Annotated in this window: 19 protein-coding genes; 4 read left to right on the forward strand and 15 right to left on the reverse strand. The window is 38.5% G+C overall.

From position 1 onward, the window contains the following. Window positions 1–373 precede the first annotated feature (373 nt). From R7F07_RS18285 to R7F07_RS18300, 4 genes are read right to left on the reverse strand one after another with little or no spacing between them, the layout of a single operon-like run. The gene (locus tag R7F07_RS18285; RefSeq protein ID WP_025634117.1) at window positions 374–1,516 is read right to left on the reverse strand and encodes an ATPase, T2SS/T4P/T4SS family; all 1,143 of its coding nucleotides are present in this window, start codon (window positions 1,514–1,516) and stop codon (window positions 374–376) included. 8 nt (window positions 1,517–1,524) lie between these two features. Continuing rightward, window positions 1,525–2,454, reverse strand: coding sequence for a type IV secretory system conjugative DNA transfer family protein (locus R7F07_RS18290; RefSeq protein WP_025634116.1), 930 nt, complete (start codon window positions 2,452–2,454; stop codon window positions 1,525–1,527). After that, window positions 2,451–2,975 (reverse strand): hypothetical protein, encoded by a 525-nt coding sequence (locus R7F07_RS18295; RefSeq protein WP_077202328.1) that lies wholly within the window; start codon window positions 2,973–2,975, stop codon window positions 2,451–2,453. The genes R7F07_RS18290 and R7F07_RS18295 overlap by 4 nt, the downstream gene beginning before the upstream one ends. Beyond that, a complete protein-coding gene (locus R7F07_RS18300) occupies window positions 2,962–3,516 on the reverse strand; it encodes a J domain-containing protein (RefSeq protein ID WP_025634113.1) in 555 nt (184 codons plus the stop codon). The genes R7F07_RS18295 and R7F07_RS18300 overlap by 14 nt, the downstream gene beginning before the upstream one ends. Before the next feature lie 314 nt (window positions 3,517–3,830). Between R7F07_RS18300 and R7F07_RS18305 the strand changes: the two genes are divergently transcribed. Further along, a complete protein-coding gene (locus tag R7F07_RS18305; RefSeq protein ID WP_025634112.1) occupies window positions 3,831–4,322 on the forward strand; it encodes a hypothetical protein in 492 nt (163 codons plus the stop codon). Here the strand turns inward: R7F07_RS18305 and R7F07_RS18310 are convergent. Then, on the reverse strand, window positions 4,319–4,756 hold the full coding sequence (locus R7F07_RS18310) for a hypothetical protein (protein WP_025634110.1): 438 nt from the start codon (window positions 4,754–4,756) through the stop codon (window positions 4,319–4,321). The genes R7F07_RS18305 and R7F07_RS18310 overlap by 4 nt on opposite strands. 3 nt (window positions 4,757–4,759) lie before the next feature. After that, entirely contained in the window at window positions 4,760–5,122 is a 363-nt protein-coding gene (locus R7F07_RS18315) for a hypothetical protein (protein ID WP_025634109.1), read from the reverse strand. A gap of 178 nt (window positions 5,123–5,300) precedes the next feature. Between R7F07_RS18315 and R7F07_RS18320 the strand changes: the two genes are divergently transcribed. Further along, window positions 5,301–6,023, forward strand: coding sequence for a hypothetical protein (locus R7F07_RS18320; RefSeq protein ID WP_025634107.1), 723 nt, complete (start codon window positions 5,301–5,303; stop codon window positions 6,021–6,023). On the opposite strand, the gene R7F07_RS18325 is transcribed toward R7F07_RS18320, so the two are convergent. The 7 genes from R7F07_RS18325 to R7F07_RS18355 form a co-directional block, all read right to left on the reverse strand. Continuing rightward, window positions 6,020–7,177: a tyrosine-type recombinase/integrase gene (locus tag R7F07_RS18325; protein WP_025634105.1), complete on the reverse strand. Its 1,158-nt coding sequence runs from the start codon at window positions 7,175–7,177 to the stop codon at window positions 6,020–6,022. The two genes, R7F07_RS18320 and R7F07_RS18325, sit on opposite strands and share 4 nt — an antisense overlap. A 308-nt stretch (window positions 7,178–7,485) precedes the next feature. Further along, window positions 7,486–7,902 carry a hypothetical protein gene (locus R7F07_RS18330; RefSeq protein WP_025634104.1) on the reverse strand — a complete coding sequence of 139 codons (417 nt, stop codon included), beginning with the start codon at window positions 7,900–7,902 and terminating at the stop codon, window positions 7,486–7,488. 245 nt (window positions 7,903–8,147) lie between these two features. Next, window positions 8,148–8,795, reverse strand: a complete 648-nt coding sequence (locus R7F07_RS18335) for a hypothetical protein (protein WP_042776360.1) — start codon at window positions 8,793–8,795, stop codon at window positions 8,148–8,150. Between the two features lie 260 nt (window positions 8,796–9,055). Beyond that, window positions 9,056–9,373, reverse strand: coding sequence for a hypothetical protein (locus R7F07_RS18340; RefSeq protein ID WP_025634101.1), 318 nt, complete (start codon window positions 9,371–9,373; stop codon window positions 9,056–9,058). A gap of 105 nt (window positions 9,374–9,478) precedes the next feature. Further along, window positions 9,479–10,816, reverse strand: coding sequence for a hypothetical protein (locus R7F07_RS18345; RefSeq protein ID WP_025634099.1), 1,338 nt, complete (start codon window positions 10,814–10,816; stop codon window positions 9,479–9,481). 11 nt (window positions 10,817–10,827) lie between these two features. Then, window positions 10,828–11,166, reverse strand: a complete 339-nt coding sequence (locus R7F07_RS18350; RefSeq protein ID WP_025634098.1) for a hypothetical protein — start codon at window positions 11,164–11,166, stop codon at window positions 10,828–10,830. A gap of 11 nt (window positions 11,167–11,177) precedes the next feature. Beyond that, the gene (locus R7F07_RS18355; protein WP_025634097.1) at window positions 11,178–11,726 is read right to left on the reverse strand and encodes a hypothetical protein; all 549 of its coding nucleotides are present in this window, start codon (window positions 11,724–11,726) and stop codon (window positions 11,178–11,180) included. A gap of 753 nt (window positions 11,727–12,479) precedes the next feature. On the opposite strand from R7F07_RS18355, the gene R7F07_RS18360 reads away from it, so the two are divergent. Both R7F07_RS18360 and R7F07_RS18365 read left to right on the forward strand, forming a co-directional pair. Beyond that, window positions 12,480–12,764, forward strand: a complete 285-nt coding sequence (locus R7F07_RS18360) for a hypothetical protein (protein ID WP_138058896.1) — start codon at window positions 12,480–12,482, stop codon at window positions 12,762–12,764. 86 nt (window positions 12,765–12,850) lie between these two features. Then, window positions 12,851–13,213: a hypothetical protein gene (locus R7F07_RS18365; protein ID WP_025634091.1), complete on the forward strand. Its 363-nt coding sequence runs from the start codon at window positions 12,851–12,853 to the stop codon at window positions 13,211–13,213. 894 nt (window positions 13,214–14,107) lie between these two features. Here R7F07_RS18365 and R7F07_RS18370 read toward each other — a convergent pair. Further along, window positions 14,108–14,299, reverse strand: coding sequence for a hypothetical protein (locus R7F07_RS18370; RefSeq protein WP_225455764.1), 192 nt, complete (start codon window positions 14,297–14,299; stop codon window positions 14,108–14,110). A gap of 127 nt (window positions 14,300–14,426) precedes the next feature. After that, window positions 14,427–15,108 (reverse strand): Tn3 family transposase (locus tag R7F07_RS18375; RefSeq protein ID WP_225468083.1); only part of this gene is annotated, 682 nt, incomplete at its 5' end.

The following is a 15,108-nucleotide window of genomic DNA, read 5'->3' on the forward strand; positions in this document are numbered from 1 at the left end:
AACCCCTATTATTTTGATAAATATACGTCATTTTCGGATAACAAACAACAAACGAAGCTGTAAGGTAACCTACGAATAAGAACAATTTCTTATCGGTTATCTGGCTTCCAAATTTCGTTTTTTCGATATGGCAAGTTGTTGCCTTGGTTGTATTTTGACAGGAGGTGTATAAAAAACTCTAATGGTGTCCTTTTGGTAAGAGAGATTAAAGACATTAATACATAGAAAACACACATGGCTTTAAGGTAGTTCCAGCTGAACATTATTGGCAATGTCAAAACCGGGACGATAGTAGACCCGTCCATAAGTAGGAAAAGTGGTCTTTTCATCGCATTTTGTACCGCTTTTCTATCCAGCTTCGGTTTATATTCCATTATTCTGATTCCATAAGGAGATATTCTGGCCCAATTTCACTGTTGTGATATAGGTTTGCGATTTGTTGAGAAAAGGTAAGCTCTTGTTCCTTTAGGTGCCTTCTTACTACTACAGATATCTCTGTGTCAGATTTACACTTCAGCATTTCTTCTCTGATTTCTTCAGTTAGATATAGGGTTTCTCTAACAGCAATCCTTTCACCGTCGAGAGTTCTAACTAGTATCTGAGCGACAATGCCAGAGAGTTGACTAATAAAACCAGCTAATACAGCCAGCTTATTCTCTCCATCTATCATATTGTAGATGCGGCTCATCGCTGTCTCGCAAGAGTTTGCATGTATTGTAGCCATCAAGAAGTTGCCAGTGTTAGAAGCGTTAAATGCGTTTTCGATTGATTCTTTACTTCGTATTTCGCCCTGAACGATGATATCTGGACGAAGACGAAGAGCAGCTTCAAGGCCTTGATTAAAACTTTGAACATCGGAGTCTGTTTCAACTGAACCTACTTCATGAACTGAAATACTGTTACCAGGAGCAATCTTTACTCCCTCATAATTAATTTCAGGTGGGTCCTCAAAAACTAAGATATGCTTACCAAGGCTGGGAGTTTTTAGCACTGAAGTTACAATTCCGGCCATAGTAGTTGTTTTGCCTGTGCCTACCCCTCCCACAAACATAAGAATACCTTTACGGTTATGCTTTACAAGATTGACTAGCTCCGGCTCTATACCCAAAGATTCTGCGTCCTTTGGTGTTTTAGGGTTCAACCTACCAACCATCTTATAGGTCTTTCCATATTCAAGTGACCTTGAGGTAATAGCTGCAATGCGGAAACTCCTAATCTGAGATTGATCATTGGGGTTTTTGGTAACGAATGCAAAAAACGTAGGAGTAGCTGCATTAACATTGTTAATCAGCGATTTTTTGGTGCCGAGCATATATTCAAGAATATTACGGCATGCGTTAGGTTGCATTTGTTTATCAGTGATTTCCCTGATTTGCCCGTTTACATCGATTCTGATTCGATAGTTACAGTCTATTAAAATGTCTGAAGCACCGTACTCAATTGCTTTCCATATGACAGTTTCGATATCTACTTGTGTCATTTCGCTTGAAACAGGTATTAATGGAATATCATTCATGGTAGGTGTCACTCTTCAACGAGAATGGATTTAATTTGGTCGTGAGTAAGGCCTTCAGTTTCTACTTTAGAAACAGCATCCCTACGTACAGAGCCCCTAGGGTCTTTTATTACTGGTGAAGAATAGAGATCAGAGTTTGTCTGCCAAACTGCCTCACCACTCAAAGATATGAACTGAGTGCCTAAACCTAATTGGTCTCCTTGTACCGTAATTCCTACATTTTCAATAATCATATCTGGCTTTTCTATATATCCGGACTCAACTAAATTCACGTAACGGATCATGGCTGTTGCGTCAATAAAAGCATTAATTACACGAGTTCTCATCTCAGCAATTGCTTGTTCTGAGCCCATGGCCCATCCCTCATCAAGAGCTGAGTTGAAGATCTCCAATTCTTCTGAATTTCTAGGTAAAAGTTCGTCAATTAATGTGGTCGGAGTAAGTGAATTTTTGTCGTAGAGATAGTCAGACCAATGCGGTTTCCTCAACACAGGCTTAGGTTGTTCTCTCAATCGATAGACAAGATTATCGGTCCTGATAATCGTAGCTTTTGTGTCTCGCGTTATCGCGGCATGAGCTTCTACTTTGTCTACCATACCTGGACGAAGGTACTTGGCTTCACCTGAACTTAGATTTGCAGAAGCGTTAATGAGATGCTCGAAAGGTAGCAAGCGGTCAAAGAGGTGAGACTTGCTATCCACTACATCTGTTAAGCGCTCCATCGTAGCTATATAACCATTCGCACTGCCAACTTCTTCAGCTCTTTCGCGGATCGACTCAATTCTGAGTGCCTCTTCACCATCGCTTACTAGTTGTTGTCTAACCTTTACATCTTTTAGTTCACTTAAGCTGTAATAGGTGCGCTTAGATTCATCTGCCAAAGTGGTAACACTGAAAAATAGACTAGCAATTAAACAAATAGCAGTATTGGTTCTCACGCTTTTGTCTCCAAGTATTTAACGACAATCGTCTTAAGTCGGTTATCGACCATGATGTCTACCTGGGCACCCTTTTCAGAGTCAATAATCTTTATTGCGTCGTTTATTGGTTGATCCTTCAGTTTAATACTTACAAACACGCCACCAGGTGGTTTTTGGCCATAAGTAAATACTCGATCAGAACCATAACCTACTGTCTCAGCAATACCTTTTACGGCAGTTTCGACTTCACAATCACAATTCCAGTCAACAACCTTTTCAAAACCAGGTAACAGCATTGTAGAGAGCATGCGCTCCTGCCTTCTCTGCTCAGGGCCTTTAAGTGCTTGTGCATGTGCACTTCTCGTTTTTGCTAACAATCGGAGCTCGTCAAGCATTTCAACTGCATATGGCTCAAGATCGCCAAAAGCCCTTTCTTCAGGGCTCTTTTCTAAGTGCCTTAAATCTTTGACTTCATTAGTTGCGCACCCAAGAAGTAGAGTAGAAGCGAATGCTATGCTAGAAAGCTTAAAGACGTTCATTTTGTTTCCTCTTCGTTGCATTGATGCAAAGTGTTTTAGCTGTATTCAGATTTGAAACAGTGATGATTGATTCATCCGTACTGATGTTTTGGTTAATGTCTGGGTGGTAATACCTAACTTTTTGATGGAAGGCTTTCTTGATTTCAGAAATATTGAGGGACGTAATAGGTAGCCCTAATAATTTGAAAGCCTGAACTTCTTCTTCAGAGAAGTTAAATGGGTTTTGTTCATTCAGAGTCGGAGAACTTTGAGATCTACTCGCATTAGAGGGTCTTTCCATCTGAGAGGAAATTGAGTTTGTATAACCAAACCCACGTATCTTCGCTTGTGCTTCCTTTCTTCTAACCGATTGTTGTTGTTGCCGTTGCATAAAGTACAAATATGCGATGCCAAATAAGGCACTCGTGAAAACACCGAATGTATAACTCGCGGACAAATAATATGTAGCAGCGAAAGAAGTGATGAGTATGGAAGCCAAACCCAATATTTTTTCTTTAATTAGTTCGAACACAATAAGATGTCTAATAGCAAATAATAGCATAAATCTATGCCATTTTTGTCTAAAATACAATAGCAAAAGCTGCTAGCATAGGCTTATTATTGAGTCAAATGTTAGTTTCAATTTGCTAGTCTCAGAAGTGATATCGGTTCAATAGACTAATTACTCAACAAATTGTAGAAATATTTGCGTAATGCGACCTACAAATAGGGATATAGCTCACACATATGCAACAAATGATGAAAATTTATTTAAGTTTCACTCTTCATGGGTAAAAATTAGACATAACGGCAGTTAATGTTTAGATACAAGTCACATGATTATTTGCGTCTATTCTCAAAAATAAGAAAGTATTTATGGATAAGAATCATTACAGCGAACTGTTCTCCGACATATTCGCTACAAAACAGAATGAAGGTGGTGCGGCATATTTAATCAATCGTGAGGCTAATCTTGAATTAGTTTCACGGTTAGGTATTAATCATCGTGACGTTAGGCTTAATTCAAAAGAAAGCTATGTTTCAGACCGTAGCGCTAGGCTTTTAGAGAAAAAGTTAAAGGTAGCTCGAGGTTGGCTAGACGCAGAACATGAAATTATTAGCCAAACTCAACTTCTAACAATTAGAGCCAACAATGTTTCGGCGCTTATTGTTTCTCCTGGCTTTACTAAACAGTCAAAGCACTTTCTCTCTAAAATAGTTTCATCTACACCTATGAGCGGATATCAATTTTTGTTTGATGAAATCACTTTCGAAGAGCAGTCCTATTACTTACGTAAAATGGAAGAGTTCTTGGAAATTGAAAGAGCATGTCTTGATGATGAGGCATTTATGGAAGGGCTCTACTAGCGAGAAAAGTCGAAGTCATTATCAGGACGCTGTTGTTTGATACCAATGGCGTCCTTTTCATTTACTGGTCCAGTTATACAAGATTCTAGCCTCTGATTTATTGTTTGTTGACTAGGTTCAAGTACATTAGCTTTCTCAACACTCTTCAAGCTAATATGGTCAAATCTCCTGCCAAACTTTGTCTCAAATTCATTCAGAAAGAAATTGATATCTTGTACAGCATTTGGATTAACTTGCCATTTTGTTAGCAAACTTGGCAAATTTGTAAAACTGGTATTATCGAATTCACTTCTTCGAGCTGGTGGTATTGCACTTAGTCTGATTTGTAGAATGGTGCCGATCATTCTATTTTGTAGTTGGAGAATATCTTGTTGTTTTTGAAAGTTCTGACTTGAGAACTTTTCAACTGACACTTTGAGTTTTTCTAAATCCATTTTTTAGCCTAACTCAAGCTGTGCAAAGGCAAGTGGTCTAACAGATGACTGAAGAATAGCCTTCTTGAACCAGGTCATTGTCATATGATAGTCATAGTTACAAGACACGATTTTTTCAGCGTAGTGGTCATGAGGATAATTCATAGCGATTGACTTAAGGATTTCATAGTCAAATATTTCTAACTTTAGATCTTCAAATCGTTGATCTAAAGAGTTTTTAATTTCAGGTAGAGGTAGCTCATCACCGCTTTGAATTTTCTTTATGATTTTCTTGTCGTTTTCAAGAACATTTAAGAGCAAGTACTCTGAAATAGAAAGCACATAGCTTGTAAAATTTGGTAATGTCTTTAGAGAGATTGGGTTCATATATTTTTTGTTTTAAGCTTGTGCCCATCGGTTCTATTGATGGCAAAGGTAACTCCTCTTTGCTTCACCAGGAACCAGTCCAGTCTTTATAAATCTTGCTTATGTATCAATATAAGATATACATAAACAAGGGTATTTGCCATTTTTTTGACAACTAACGTACTACTTTGGGGGCGATATGAGTGTAAATTCATGGGAATTTCAACCAGACAACGAGTTTTCTGACATAACAGATGATCTGAATCATCAGGATGTAGTATCAGAAAAAACCTCAGATCGAATTGTTAATGTACACGATAAACACCTAAGCCCACAAAGTACAACTTTGCCAAGCAATGATGTCTGTTTGAACGCCTTTAATCAACAAAAGCAGGACGTTCGTCTATCTGAAGTTGGCGGCAAGTCACAATCAGTGCAACCTTCTGCCACAAAATCAAACGCTTACTTCCACCCAAATAGTCAAATTAATCTCTATAACAAGTCATTAAATTGTGCAGCGGTGATTCGATTAGGAAACATAGCTAACAACCTAATTTCAATTGTTGTAGACATTTGCCCAGAACATAACGGTCGCTCAAGTGATTGGAACAACAAAATCTCAGTTGCCTTTTCTCACACTGAACTTATTCAAGCTTATTCCCTATTTCTTCAAAACCTTAAATGCCTTGATTTCAAGTTAAAGTTTCACCAACAACAAACTGGGCCATTGTCTATAGGATTTAAAGAGAGCTCGATTTATGTAAGCACAATCATCTCCGGTAAAACAATAAGCCTTACAGGAAACATCGCCCAAAAGATAAAGTTTATGGCCCAATTAGAAGTGGCTACTAAACACTACTTCGCTACTGCGTTTCCAGATTTGGACCAAGAACGAATTCTGCGTCAGATAGCTTTGATTTAGTGTTTTTGTAGTTCGATATTTGAAGCTTCTAGGTGACCGGTAGCTCTCAGATATCTTTTAACAGTACCCATATTTGTCCAATCACCAATAGACATAAGGTCGACTGCATTCATCTTATGAACGACATGCCCATCAACTACCGCTCCACAACGTCCCGAATGCCCTGACCAACAACGACCTTTAAATACACTTTGTCGTTCATATGCTTTACGGAACAATCTAAGTACGGATACACCATTCATAGGTTTTAATGGGTCCTTAAGCTGTCCATTTTTCAGAATCCAACCAAAAATATAATATTCCTGATCTTCGACTGGACTTGAAGGGGTTACATGGTTGTAAAGCTCAACTCCTTTTTCTACAAGTTCAATATATTTCTTCACGATCCCTGCATACCTGCCAATGATAGACTTTTTGGGTGGCGCTGCAGATGTCTTAGATTTTGTCCTCACTATAGTGACAGTGTCACCAGAAATGATGACGTTTTTACGTTTTAAAGTAAAGATCTCTTCTTCTCGAAGAGCAGTAGAGTATGCAATGGTCATGTATGCTAGGTCTTTGAAAAGCTTTGGCCCAGCTTGTTCAAGTGTCCCAACTATTTCGATCTGTCTGTTCAAATCGCTTGCTCTGAATGGTGAAGCAACTTTTTGCTCTACCTTTGATAAATCAGATTCTGCCATATCCTTTTTTACACCCCTGAAAAAGTCTTTTATAAGCTTGTCTTCAGTTACGTTGGCGAATCCTAGTTGATTCAAAAATATGGCTATGAGGTTCTTTCGGCTCATTAGAGTCGCATAAGACACTTTCTGTTCATTTTTTAGGTGTAGTATCCAGTAGTAAAACATTCTTGGATGTATAGGAAATGCGTAGGCTAATTCAATATACTCAGTAAATCTTATCCAAGAGCGAACAGCGGAAAACATGTTTTTTTGTGTTGCCTTCGAAAAACCACCACGTGTAGCCTCGAATATGGCCATGTTATCTAGTATTGTCTTTAGGTTTGGGTGATCAGGATCAATTGCACCGTCAAGTTCAGGCAAAGGGATTTTAAATCGTGAAAGATTTTCTTTTTCTTTGTTATTGCCTAGTTCTAATGCCTTAATCTTTTCTAATCCGGATGCAGGAATTGGTAAATTTTGCTTAGTAATCTCCACGTTCACCTCCAAAAATAAAGTGTTACGCTGTCACCTGTAACGCTAACCTTAACGGCCAAAAAGTGTAATATAACTCAAATTATACTACACTTTATAATCATGTCTATTTATACAGTGTTATTTGTTTGTTGAGTTTATATGAATTATTCGAAGATTAGCTTAACGAAAACAAAGCGAGCTACTAAAGTAAAACCCACATAATAACCCATGGTTCTACATAGTCTGCTAGACTGCGTAAGGGAATATTACTTGAATATAGATAAAAAAAAGGCAACATTTAAAGTTGCCTTGTGCTGTTAGGTTTGAAATCAGTTGCTTACTGAAGTCAATTGACCATTGGATAAGTCTTCCAGTGGTGGATAATCAGGAAGTCCATAGTCAGATCGTAACCAAGTTAATTTCTGGTAGGTTTGTTCAATCCACTCTGGCTTTAGCTGTTGAACTTCTATGATCTTCTTCTTGTAACTCGGATCTGTTTTAGCTGGTAGGTATTCTAAATAGAAACTGTCGCATTTTTCCATTAAGCTAGAACGCTCTAAATCTACCACCGTCAGGCAGTCAACAAAGTCTTTGTACGCTTCGTTGTCGGAAATGCCTTGAACAACTGCTGGCCCGGTAGTTTTGAGATATTCTTTGTATAGTTTTGCACCGACGACTCCAGAGCCAGATACAGCAACGATAGCTATAATAGACCAGGGAAAGGTGCTTTTAAGTGAGTCGAACATATTATATCCGTTTTATTGTTAGTATTAGTATTAAGGTGGGGATTGTTTTGGAATATTCAATGCATGAAATACAATAATTGTATTTCATGACTAGTTATATCTAGTTTTAAATATTATTTGTTCATCAAAAAGGCTGGTTATAAAACACCCACCAGCCCTTTCAATTTGATATTTAACCTGGGTATGCTAGAACAATGTCTATGTTAAACTTAATATCTGAAAGATTTAAACGGGTCAAAATATACTCAGTCATACTCGCAAAGTCGGCTTAAAATATTTGATTTACCAAATATACAAGGCTCTTTACGGAGGTGGTAAAATTTGGGTCTCCCAGATATTTCATCATATATTTCTTCTACATTTAAAGTCTCAATTATATCAATAGAGTCTGGATTTAACACTAAATGAGAACGGCCATGATACCCACCGTCTACAAATTGTCCACTCTCAAAATCCTTTAAGATATCGATACCGTTTTCACGCAAAATATGACAACGTTTCCGTTCATTCAAATCAATTAGGTCATTGTGTATTCGATTTTCAGGTGGTTTTGCAAGTTCTGAGTACCATTCTTTACCCCTCTTAGTTGATATCCACACTGGTAATTTATCCCAATGTTGCTGTAGATATTTGGGGTGCATAGAAATGGATTTACCAATAGTTACTACTTTAGCTTGTTCCTTTATTGCGCACACATATACGGTAGGTTTACCTACCTGCCTCGCTTTATAGTCAGCGTGATAGCATGCTCCTTTCAGATTAGAAACGAAGTAAAATCCATTAGCATCATTACAGCCTTCGCCTGTACCTAGCATGCCTAACTCAAATTTATCAAACTCCTTAGCTCGTGTACCATGAAAGATGAGCTCTCTTTCCATTGTTCTTTCTAACATGCCGCTTCTCATCAGGTTATAAGTCTTAAATTGTATTATCTAAAAACTAAACAAAATTGAGCTATTACTTTTGTTGACCTCTAAACAGATCAACTAGTCCTCTCAACACAACGCCACTAATGATCAATCCTAATAGTAAACTAATTACTATTCCGTAGGGGTTTGTTGCGAAAAATGAAAAAAACTCAGGTAGTTGAGGGAAAGGTAATGCTGCAACAGTGGCCATAAATTAATCCTTCTTTAAACAGTTAGGTTATGATTTAAGGAAGCTCGAGATCTTCTTCGGTAACCCAATCCAAGTGAGTATCTTTAGATATCAATAGTGTGCCTTCAAGCCAATTTACACCTAATATCTTTTCATCATGTGAAGCGTAAAACTCCGAAAGTTTATCGACTATGTTTGTAACATTCGATATTTCTACATTTTGTAAAGGTAGCCAAAACCAGCGATTTTTTGACTCAAGTAGTGCTCTTTTCGAGTTCCAATCCAGTCCCCATAATAAATGCTCTTGATTACCATTCACGAGCCGACAGTGCATCGCTGCCTTGATCCCCAATTTTTCAAGAAAGAACAACATACTTCCTACTTTGCGTAAAAAAAAACCATATTGACACATACTAAGATGTTACCAAGTATGTATCAATTATCTTTTGTTTTTATATGGTTATGATCAAGCTTGTATCTATATGTGGCTGGCCAGCCAGGTCTTGGTAGGCACAAATTGGTCTGACACCACATTGCCATTATTTATACAGATGGGCAATACGAAGTCAGTACCACTTCCTTTTGCAAACTCCCGTACTTCTCTTAAGGTATCTTTGCTATTGCTAACTGGTACTAGTAAAGAGTGGCTAAGTTCCCTTGTTCCACGCAACTTAATATTGGGTATTGAAAAACCTCGATGTAACAGCTCCTTTGTTTTAATGATTTGCACAGAACTGAATGACTTTACGTATTGGAGTTGTGCGGTTACTAGTTCGTTATATACCGTTTTTAACTTAAACTTTGCTAGCAAATAGTCGTCTGTCAAATTACTGAGCTGATACAAAGCCTTTTTAATAATTAATGTAATTTCTGGGTTATTCAACGATGGCATCGCCAACTCTCGGTCATAGGCGTTTATTACAGCGATTTTTGGATAATGGTCCATTTCACCGACATCTGTTTCAAACTTATCCCTATCGCTTAAAATCATGTTTGTGAGTTTATCGTGTCGCTCTGTCATACCTTTAGAGCATAAAATTAAGAATCTGTTTGATGGCTTAGTTTCGCAGCTAACTAATATTGGGAGTTCATTTTTGTGGTTTGGCACAGGGATATACACCTTTCTAATATCAGAATCCTCTAATATTTCATGTGTACCACTGCCTTCCAGAAAGCTGGCTATCTTCTTCAACATCTGGCTCACGATATCATTCCTTTGTTCAATTATTATTCTACGTTTTGACATTCGTTCATCATACTCTTCTTGTTTAGACTCGATATGCCTAGTCAATTGGTCCCTGTTTAAATATGGTAGAAAATCATTGAAAGTACATTTCACGCTCATGGTGCCAGGGCGTAGCCCTAGTTTAGTTTCAATTCTGGTTGCTAACTTTTTTCCTAGCATACGGGATTTATTGGGCCCTAAATGATTGTTCAAATGACAACCTAGCTCTGAGTTCAATTTGCTAATATTGCCATTCCCTATAAGGGTCAATAGGATCTCTAAATTCCTAGATCTGGCAAGCTTGTCAATTGGGAGGTTATCATCAATTGTTGGGTCTACATTTATGGTAGAAATGGCCTCATCAAGTTGTCCAATAGGCATACCGAGCTTTGTTTCTATGTTTCTAGCTAGTCTGTGACTGATGTTCTTCTGAGGCTTGGATCTGTGGCTGAGATAACTGGCCAAGTGAGGCATATCTAAATGTCTACATAAGTTCTGAATCTTACGGTTGTAGTCTTGGTTGACTATACGCATAAGGTTTTGGTGTCGATTCTCGTGATAGATTTCAGTAGTGTCGAATTTGATATCCATTCAATCACCAATCAATAACGTATTGTTGAAATGGTGTCTTCTATCAAATCTCGTTCTATATCGCTTTCAGCTTGATTTAAATACTTCTCGAGAATATCAATATTAAGTGTACTCAAGTGTCTTCTGTAAAGCTTGCGTCTCAATTCTTTGCGTTCAGCATAAATTGGGTATAGCCCCTGGATAAGGATACCAAGAAGAAGAATTACTATATAAAGCAGATTAAAAGACTCTAATTGAGAGAATCGCCATGCAGCTAAACCTACAATTGTTAGAGAAAATGCCAATATAACTATTCTTCTGGTGAACTGCCCCCATTCTGGTGAAAATACAGAGTCTTTGTAATGCATCATATTATTACCTCCTAGATGTATAAGAAATTGTCCATTGTCCATGTGTCTGGATGTGTTGAAGGGAGTGATTGAGATTCGAATATTGCATCAATGGTTGACCAACCTAGCTCAACTCCGTCCTCAAAATGGGTAGAAAATGCAATGTACATCCAACTTGCGACAGTAAATCGTGCTGCTGCTGTAAATTCAATCTTCAACAAATCGAGTTCGCTTGAGGTACTTACCATGTAAGTATTGGTACTTCTAACGCGATAACACCCTGATAACCTGTCAAGTAGTGGTGTTAGGTTAGGTTCTTTCTTGGCGAGCTTAATCATATCTTTCAAAGACAAAATACAATTGAGCTCTTTTAAACCAACCCTAGTCCATTCTTTAACTTTGCAAATTTGTTCAATTCTGTTTCTTTCGAAAGAGATCCAGAGAGGATCATACCTTCCCATACTTTCAATTAATTTATAGGTTGAAAGTAATTCTTCTAAACTAGCAGAGCATGCCCTTTCGATGTTCGTTGATGTATTGCGCTTAGCAGTACATCTTGTTTTAGTTACTGCGCTTTCCAATCTTGAGTCTCCTAGTTCAAATATTCTCAGTTACAACACTTTTATCGCGAGGATTTGTCTTACGCCGTTATCTGATCGCGATGTCAGTTCAATATTTTCGAATGTCGGTACTGGAAGTCTGTGTATAGCCGCCTCTATTAGTTTCAAGCCGAAAAGGTACTTACCACTAGTAATTGAGTTAATATGATGGTTTGTCATTTTTTCTAAATGACTGACTATCAAATGTTCTAGTTGATAGAGAGTATCAAGCACCTGCAGATCTAGGTTTATCAGGTCGTCATAGTTCTGGAGTGTCATCAACGTGTGTCGATATGGATCTAGAGCACACCTGTACGCATGCTTTTTAAGTAGATATGGATGTATAGGTTTTGGCCACATGACGACTATCTGTTATATCTGCTTTGTACGTTCTAGCCAGCTAGCTAGTGATAGTAGACCACATACCTTGGCCACCACCTCGAAATTGTCTTTGTATGCTCCGCTATTAAAGAAAATCAGGCAAATCAAAGCAGTACAAGATAGTGCTATCAGTAAATACTTTGTTCTAAACATTAGCTTTTCCTCAACCATTCTTAGGCAGTCTAGACTAAACATTGAATAATAGATGTCATTCGCGTATAAAAAACAATACTAATGTTACCATATATTTTAATACGTATGTTAGGAAAACCTCATGCTGAGCTAGTTGATAATTTGATCAACTTAGTTTCCATATGAGCTTTGGTACAAATATTAACGAAGAGTATGATTGATATGATAAAAATTGATAAAGATGAAGTTTTGACAGTCTCCATTGTCTCGCAAAGGCTTAAAGGCATCATTCCTGAGGATTATAAATGGCCAAATGTACCGGAGGGATATCAATTGGAGTTTATTGTCCATCCCGATGGCACTTTAATCATGGATCTTTTAAATCCTGATAGAGGAATGTTTATTTCAGAAGCCGAAAATGTTCACTTTGAAACACCCCGTACAGTGAAGAACGCCCCCCTTACATGGCAAGACCTAGAAAAGGCTGGTGTTCCTTTTATGTCATGACCTAACTACAACTTGATAGAGCTTTCACAAACAACCTCGTTAAGCACCAAATCAGAATAAATCCCCCTCTATAATAGGAATACTGCATGAAATCTGCGATCCGTCTTAGTCTAAAAGTAATATTGTTTTCGATTACTGTCATAGTGTCGATAATTGGAGGACAAATTAGTCAGCACCTCGCTCATATCAAAGATTCCAGAATGCATACGATCGATACCTGGAACAGGCAACATCCTGAGAACTTACATGTCTCTAGAACATTTATTAATGAATGCCTTAATCGAAAAATGGTAAAGGACACTAGTTCGGACGAACCTTTCTTTGTAAAAGAGGTTTATGGACTGTATGAATGTGGTATTGAAGTCGGAGCGGATGACCTTGTGGAGAAAATCAAAGAGTCAGACAACTCATTGAGTACATTTGCTTGGCCATTATCAGCTTTAACTTAATACTTCGTTTTCAAATATTGAGGTCTAAATCGGACCTCATTTGAACCACTATCGAACAAAAATTAGTCAACTATACACGGTATCCACCACACTTTAAGGTACTCATTGGTGCCTCTCCCCCACCGCTTCGCTCCATCCGCACGTGCTGTAACTATAAGGTCGGCTTCGCCGCCTCTTGAGCATTCTCCCCCCTGGGAGAACCAGCGGCTTCGCCGCTTCTTAGATTGGTAAATACTATTCATATCGATTTATTTCTATCTTTATCTATCCATATCTATGTTTGGCTACGCCAAACTTTTTTCCAGGGGGTCTTAGCAGTGGCGAAGCCACCAAGGAGTAGAAATATTTAGGGCGAAGCCCTTATTCGTTAGCGTCGAAGACGCGAAAGGGAGCTTGATTCTTTGCGAGCGAAGCTCGCTTAATTCGAGTTAAAGCGAGTGAGGTAGTTAAGGTTATTGGTGTCGTAACAGCGGCTTGTGGTGTAGTTTAGGTGGTGGATACCGTGTATATTTATGGTTTGAAGTCCCCGTAGATTTGGGAGAGAAATAAAGTTTCATACTAAATGTTCAAGTAAGCCTGTCAGTACCGTTCTAAATGTCACGCTGACATAAATAAAGATTCATACCAATTGGTACTACCATGTTTCAATCTCACAACAATTGACTATAAAAGTATCATACTGGTTGTCTGACCATCCGCTGGAACACGTATCTGGACAAAAATGTTTTAGAGCTGTGTATTAAAACGTTTTTGTCAGATTAGAAAAAGCATCTTGAAACCTTAAACGCTTGCTATTATTGCATGTGTTCGCAAGATGGTTGTGATATGCTAAGAGATGCATCATGTAGGATTAGAACATAGCTAAAAATTAGTTATTGACGCCATAGTCGTTTGTTAAAGGTCGGTTTTCGCATCTTCCAGAGCCTGTTTTTGAATATTTGCAATAACTTCCTCGGTTAACCCATACTTTGCTGCGACAGTCATTGTGATTGGGTTTAGGATGTCCTCAACCTCATTGAACAACTCTATTGATTTTTCCAACCCTGTAATCATCTTATTACGCCCAGACGCGTTCATAAAATCCATAGCTTTAGCTTGGAAATAACTATGAGCCAAGAAGGGGTTCTAGGGATTTTCCCCTCTAAAGTAACATAGAATGCTACAGGCTTTGTATTATATAGCCTCCAGCTGTGGGTTACTTTCGTTTCCAAGCTTAATCATCCACGATTGGCTTCGTAATTTCACTAATATCAGGCAATTTTCCGGTATTGGTGAAGTTATACGTCCCGCTTAAGTTGATATTTTGCCATGCAACGGGCGAAACAGCACGAGTGATAGCCGCTTTTTCTTCATCACCTGTCGCTTCAAAGTGTCCCAGAAGATGACTCAGTATCGCGGAGTTGAAGTAGATGAGCGCATTGGCAAGCAATCTTGCGCATTCATTCCAGATAGCGATTTCAGACTCGTTTTTGCCACGGAACTGATCACCATTCACCGACGCAATGGCTCGTCTAAGGAAGTGCCATGCTTCTCCCCGGTTCAGGGCACGTTGCACATACTGCCGCAAACTGGCATCGTCGATGTAGTCAAGTAAATATTGCGCTTTAACCAGTCGATTATACTCCGTCAGAGCCTGTAATATTGGGTGTCCAGAAGGGTAACCAGACAACTTTCTTACCAGCATTGCTTGTGTCGTCCGCTTTGTCTGAAGTGACAGAACAATACGCCTGATATCTTGCCATCCCGTTGTAATAACATTCGTTCTGATAGGCTTCTTTAGCGCCAGTATGGTGCTGCCTTGTTCACTTTCAGTCACATCAAACAGATCATTGATGACACTACTGAACTGCGCGTATCGCGGTGCAAAACTGTAACCGCATAGATCCAGTAAGGCG

Origin of the sequence: Vibrio sp. YT-16 (assembly GCF_033337405.1) — a bacterium.
GTDB lineage: Bacteria > Pseudomonadota > Gammaproteobacteria > Enterobacterales > Vibrionaceae > Vibrio > Vibrio alginolyticus.

Excerpts from the sequence above, each read along its gene's own strand:
- R7F07_RS18285 (WP_025634117.1), bottom strand. The coding sequence starts at position 1,516 with ATGAATGATATTCCATTAATACCTGTTTCAAGCGAAATGACACAAGTA.
- R7F07_RS18295 (WP_077202328.1), bottom strand. The coding sequence starts at position 2,975 with ATGAACGTCTTTAAGCTTTCTAGCATAGCATTCGCTTCTACTCTACTT.
- R7F07_RS18300 (WP_025634113.1), bottom strand. The coding sequence starts at position 3,516 with ATGCTATTATTTGCTATTAGACATCTTATTGTGTTCGAACTAATTAAA.
- R7F07_RS18305 (WP_025634112.1), top strand. The coding sequence starts at position 3,831 with ATGGATAAGAATCATTACAGCGAACTGTTCTCCGACATATTCGCTACA.
- R7F07_RS18310 (WP_025634110.1), bottom strand. The coding sequence starts at position 4,756 with ATGGATTTAGAAAAACTCAAAGTGTCAGTTGAAAAGTTCTCAAGTCAG.
- R7F07_RS18315 (WP_025634109.1), bottom strand. The coding sequence starts at position 5,122 with ATGAACCCAATCTCTCTAAAGACATTACCAAATTTTACAAGCTATGTG.
- R7F07_RS18320 (WP_025634107.1), top strand. The coding sequence starts at position 5,301 with ATGAGTGTAAATTCATGGGAATTTCAACCAGACAACGAGTTTTCTGAC.
- R7F07_RS18330 (WP_025634104.1), bottom strand. The coding sequence starts at position 7,902 with ATGTTCGACTCACTTAAAAGCACCTTTCCCTGGTCTATTATAGCTATC.
- R7F07_RS18335 (WP_042776360.1), bottom strand. The coding sequence starts at position 8,795 with ATGTTAGAAAGAACAATGGAAAGAGAGCTCATCTTTCATGGTACACGA.
- R7F07_RS18340 (WP_025634101.1), bottom strand. The coding sequence starts at position 9,373 with ATGTTGTTCTTTCTTGAAAAATTGGGGATCAAGGCAGCGATGCACTGT.
- R7F07_RS18345 (WP_025634099.1), bottom strand. The coding sequence starts at position 10,816 with ATGGATATCAAATTCGACACTACTGAAATCTATCACGAGAATCGACAC.
- R7F07_RS18350 (WP_025634098.1), bottom strand. The coding sequence starts at position 11,166 with ATGATGCATTACAAAGACTCTGTATTTTCACCAGAATGGGGGCAGTTC.
- R7F07_RS18360 (WP_138058896.1), top strand. The coding sequence starts at position 12,480 with ATGATAAAAATTGATAAAGATGAAGTTTTGACAGTCTCCATTGTCTCG.
- R7F07_RS18365 (WP_025634091.1), top strand. The coding sequence starts at position 12,851 with ATGAAATCTGCGATCCGTCTTAGTCTAAAAGTAATATTGTTTTCGATT.
- R7F07_RS18370 (WP_225455764.1), bottom strand. The coding sequence starts at position 14,299 with ATGGATTTTATGAACGCGTCTGGGCGTAATAAGATGATTACAGGGTTG.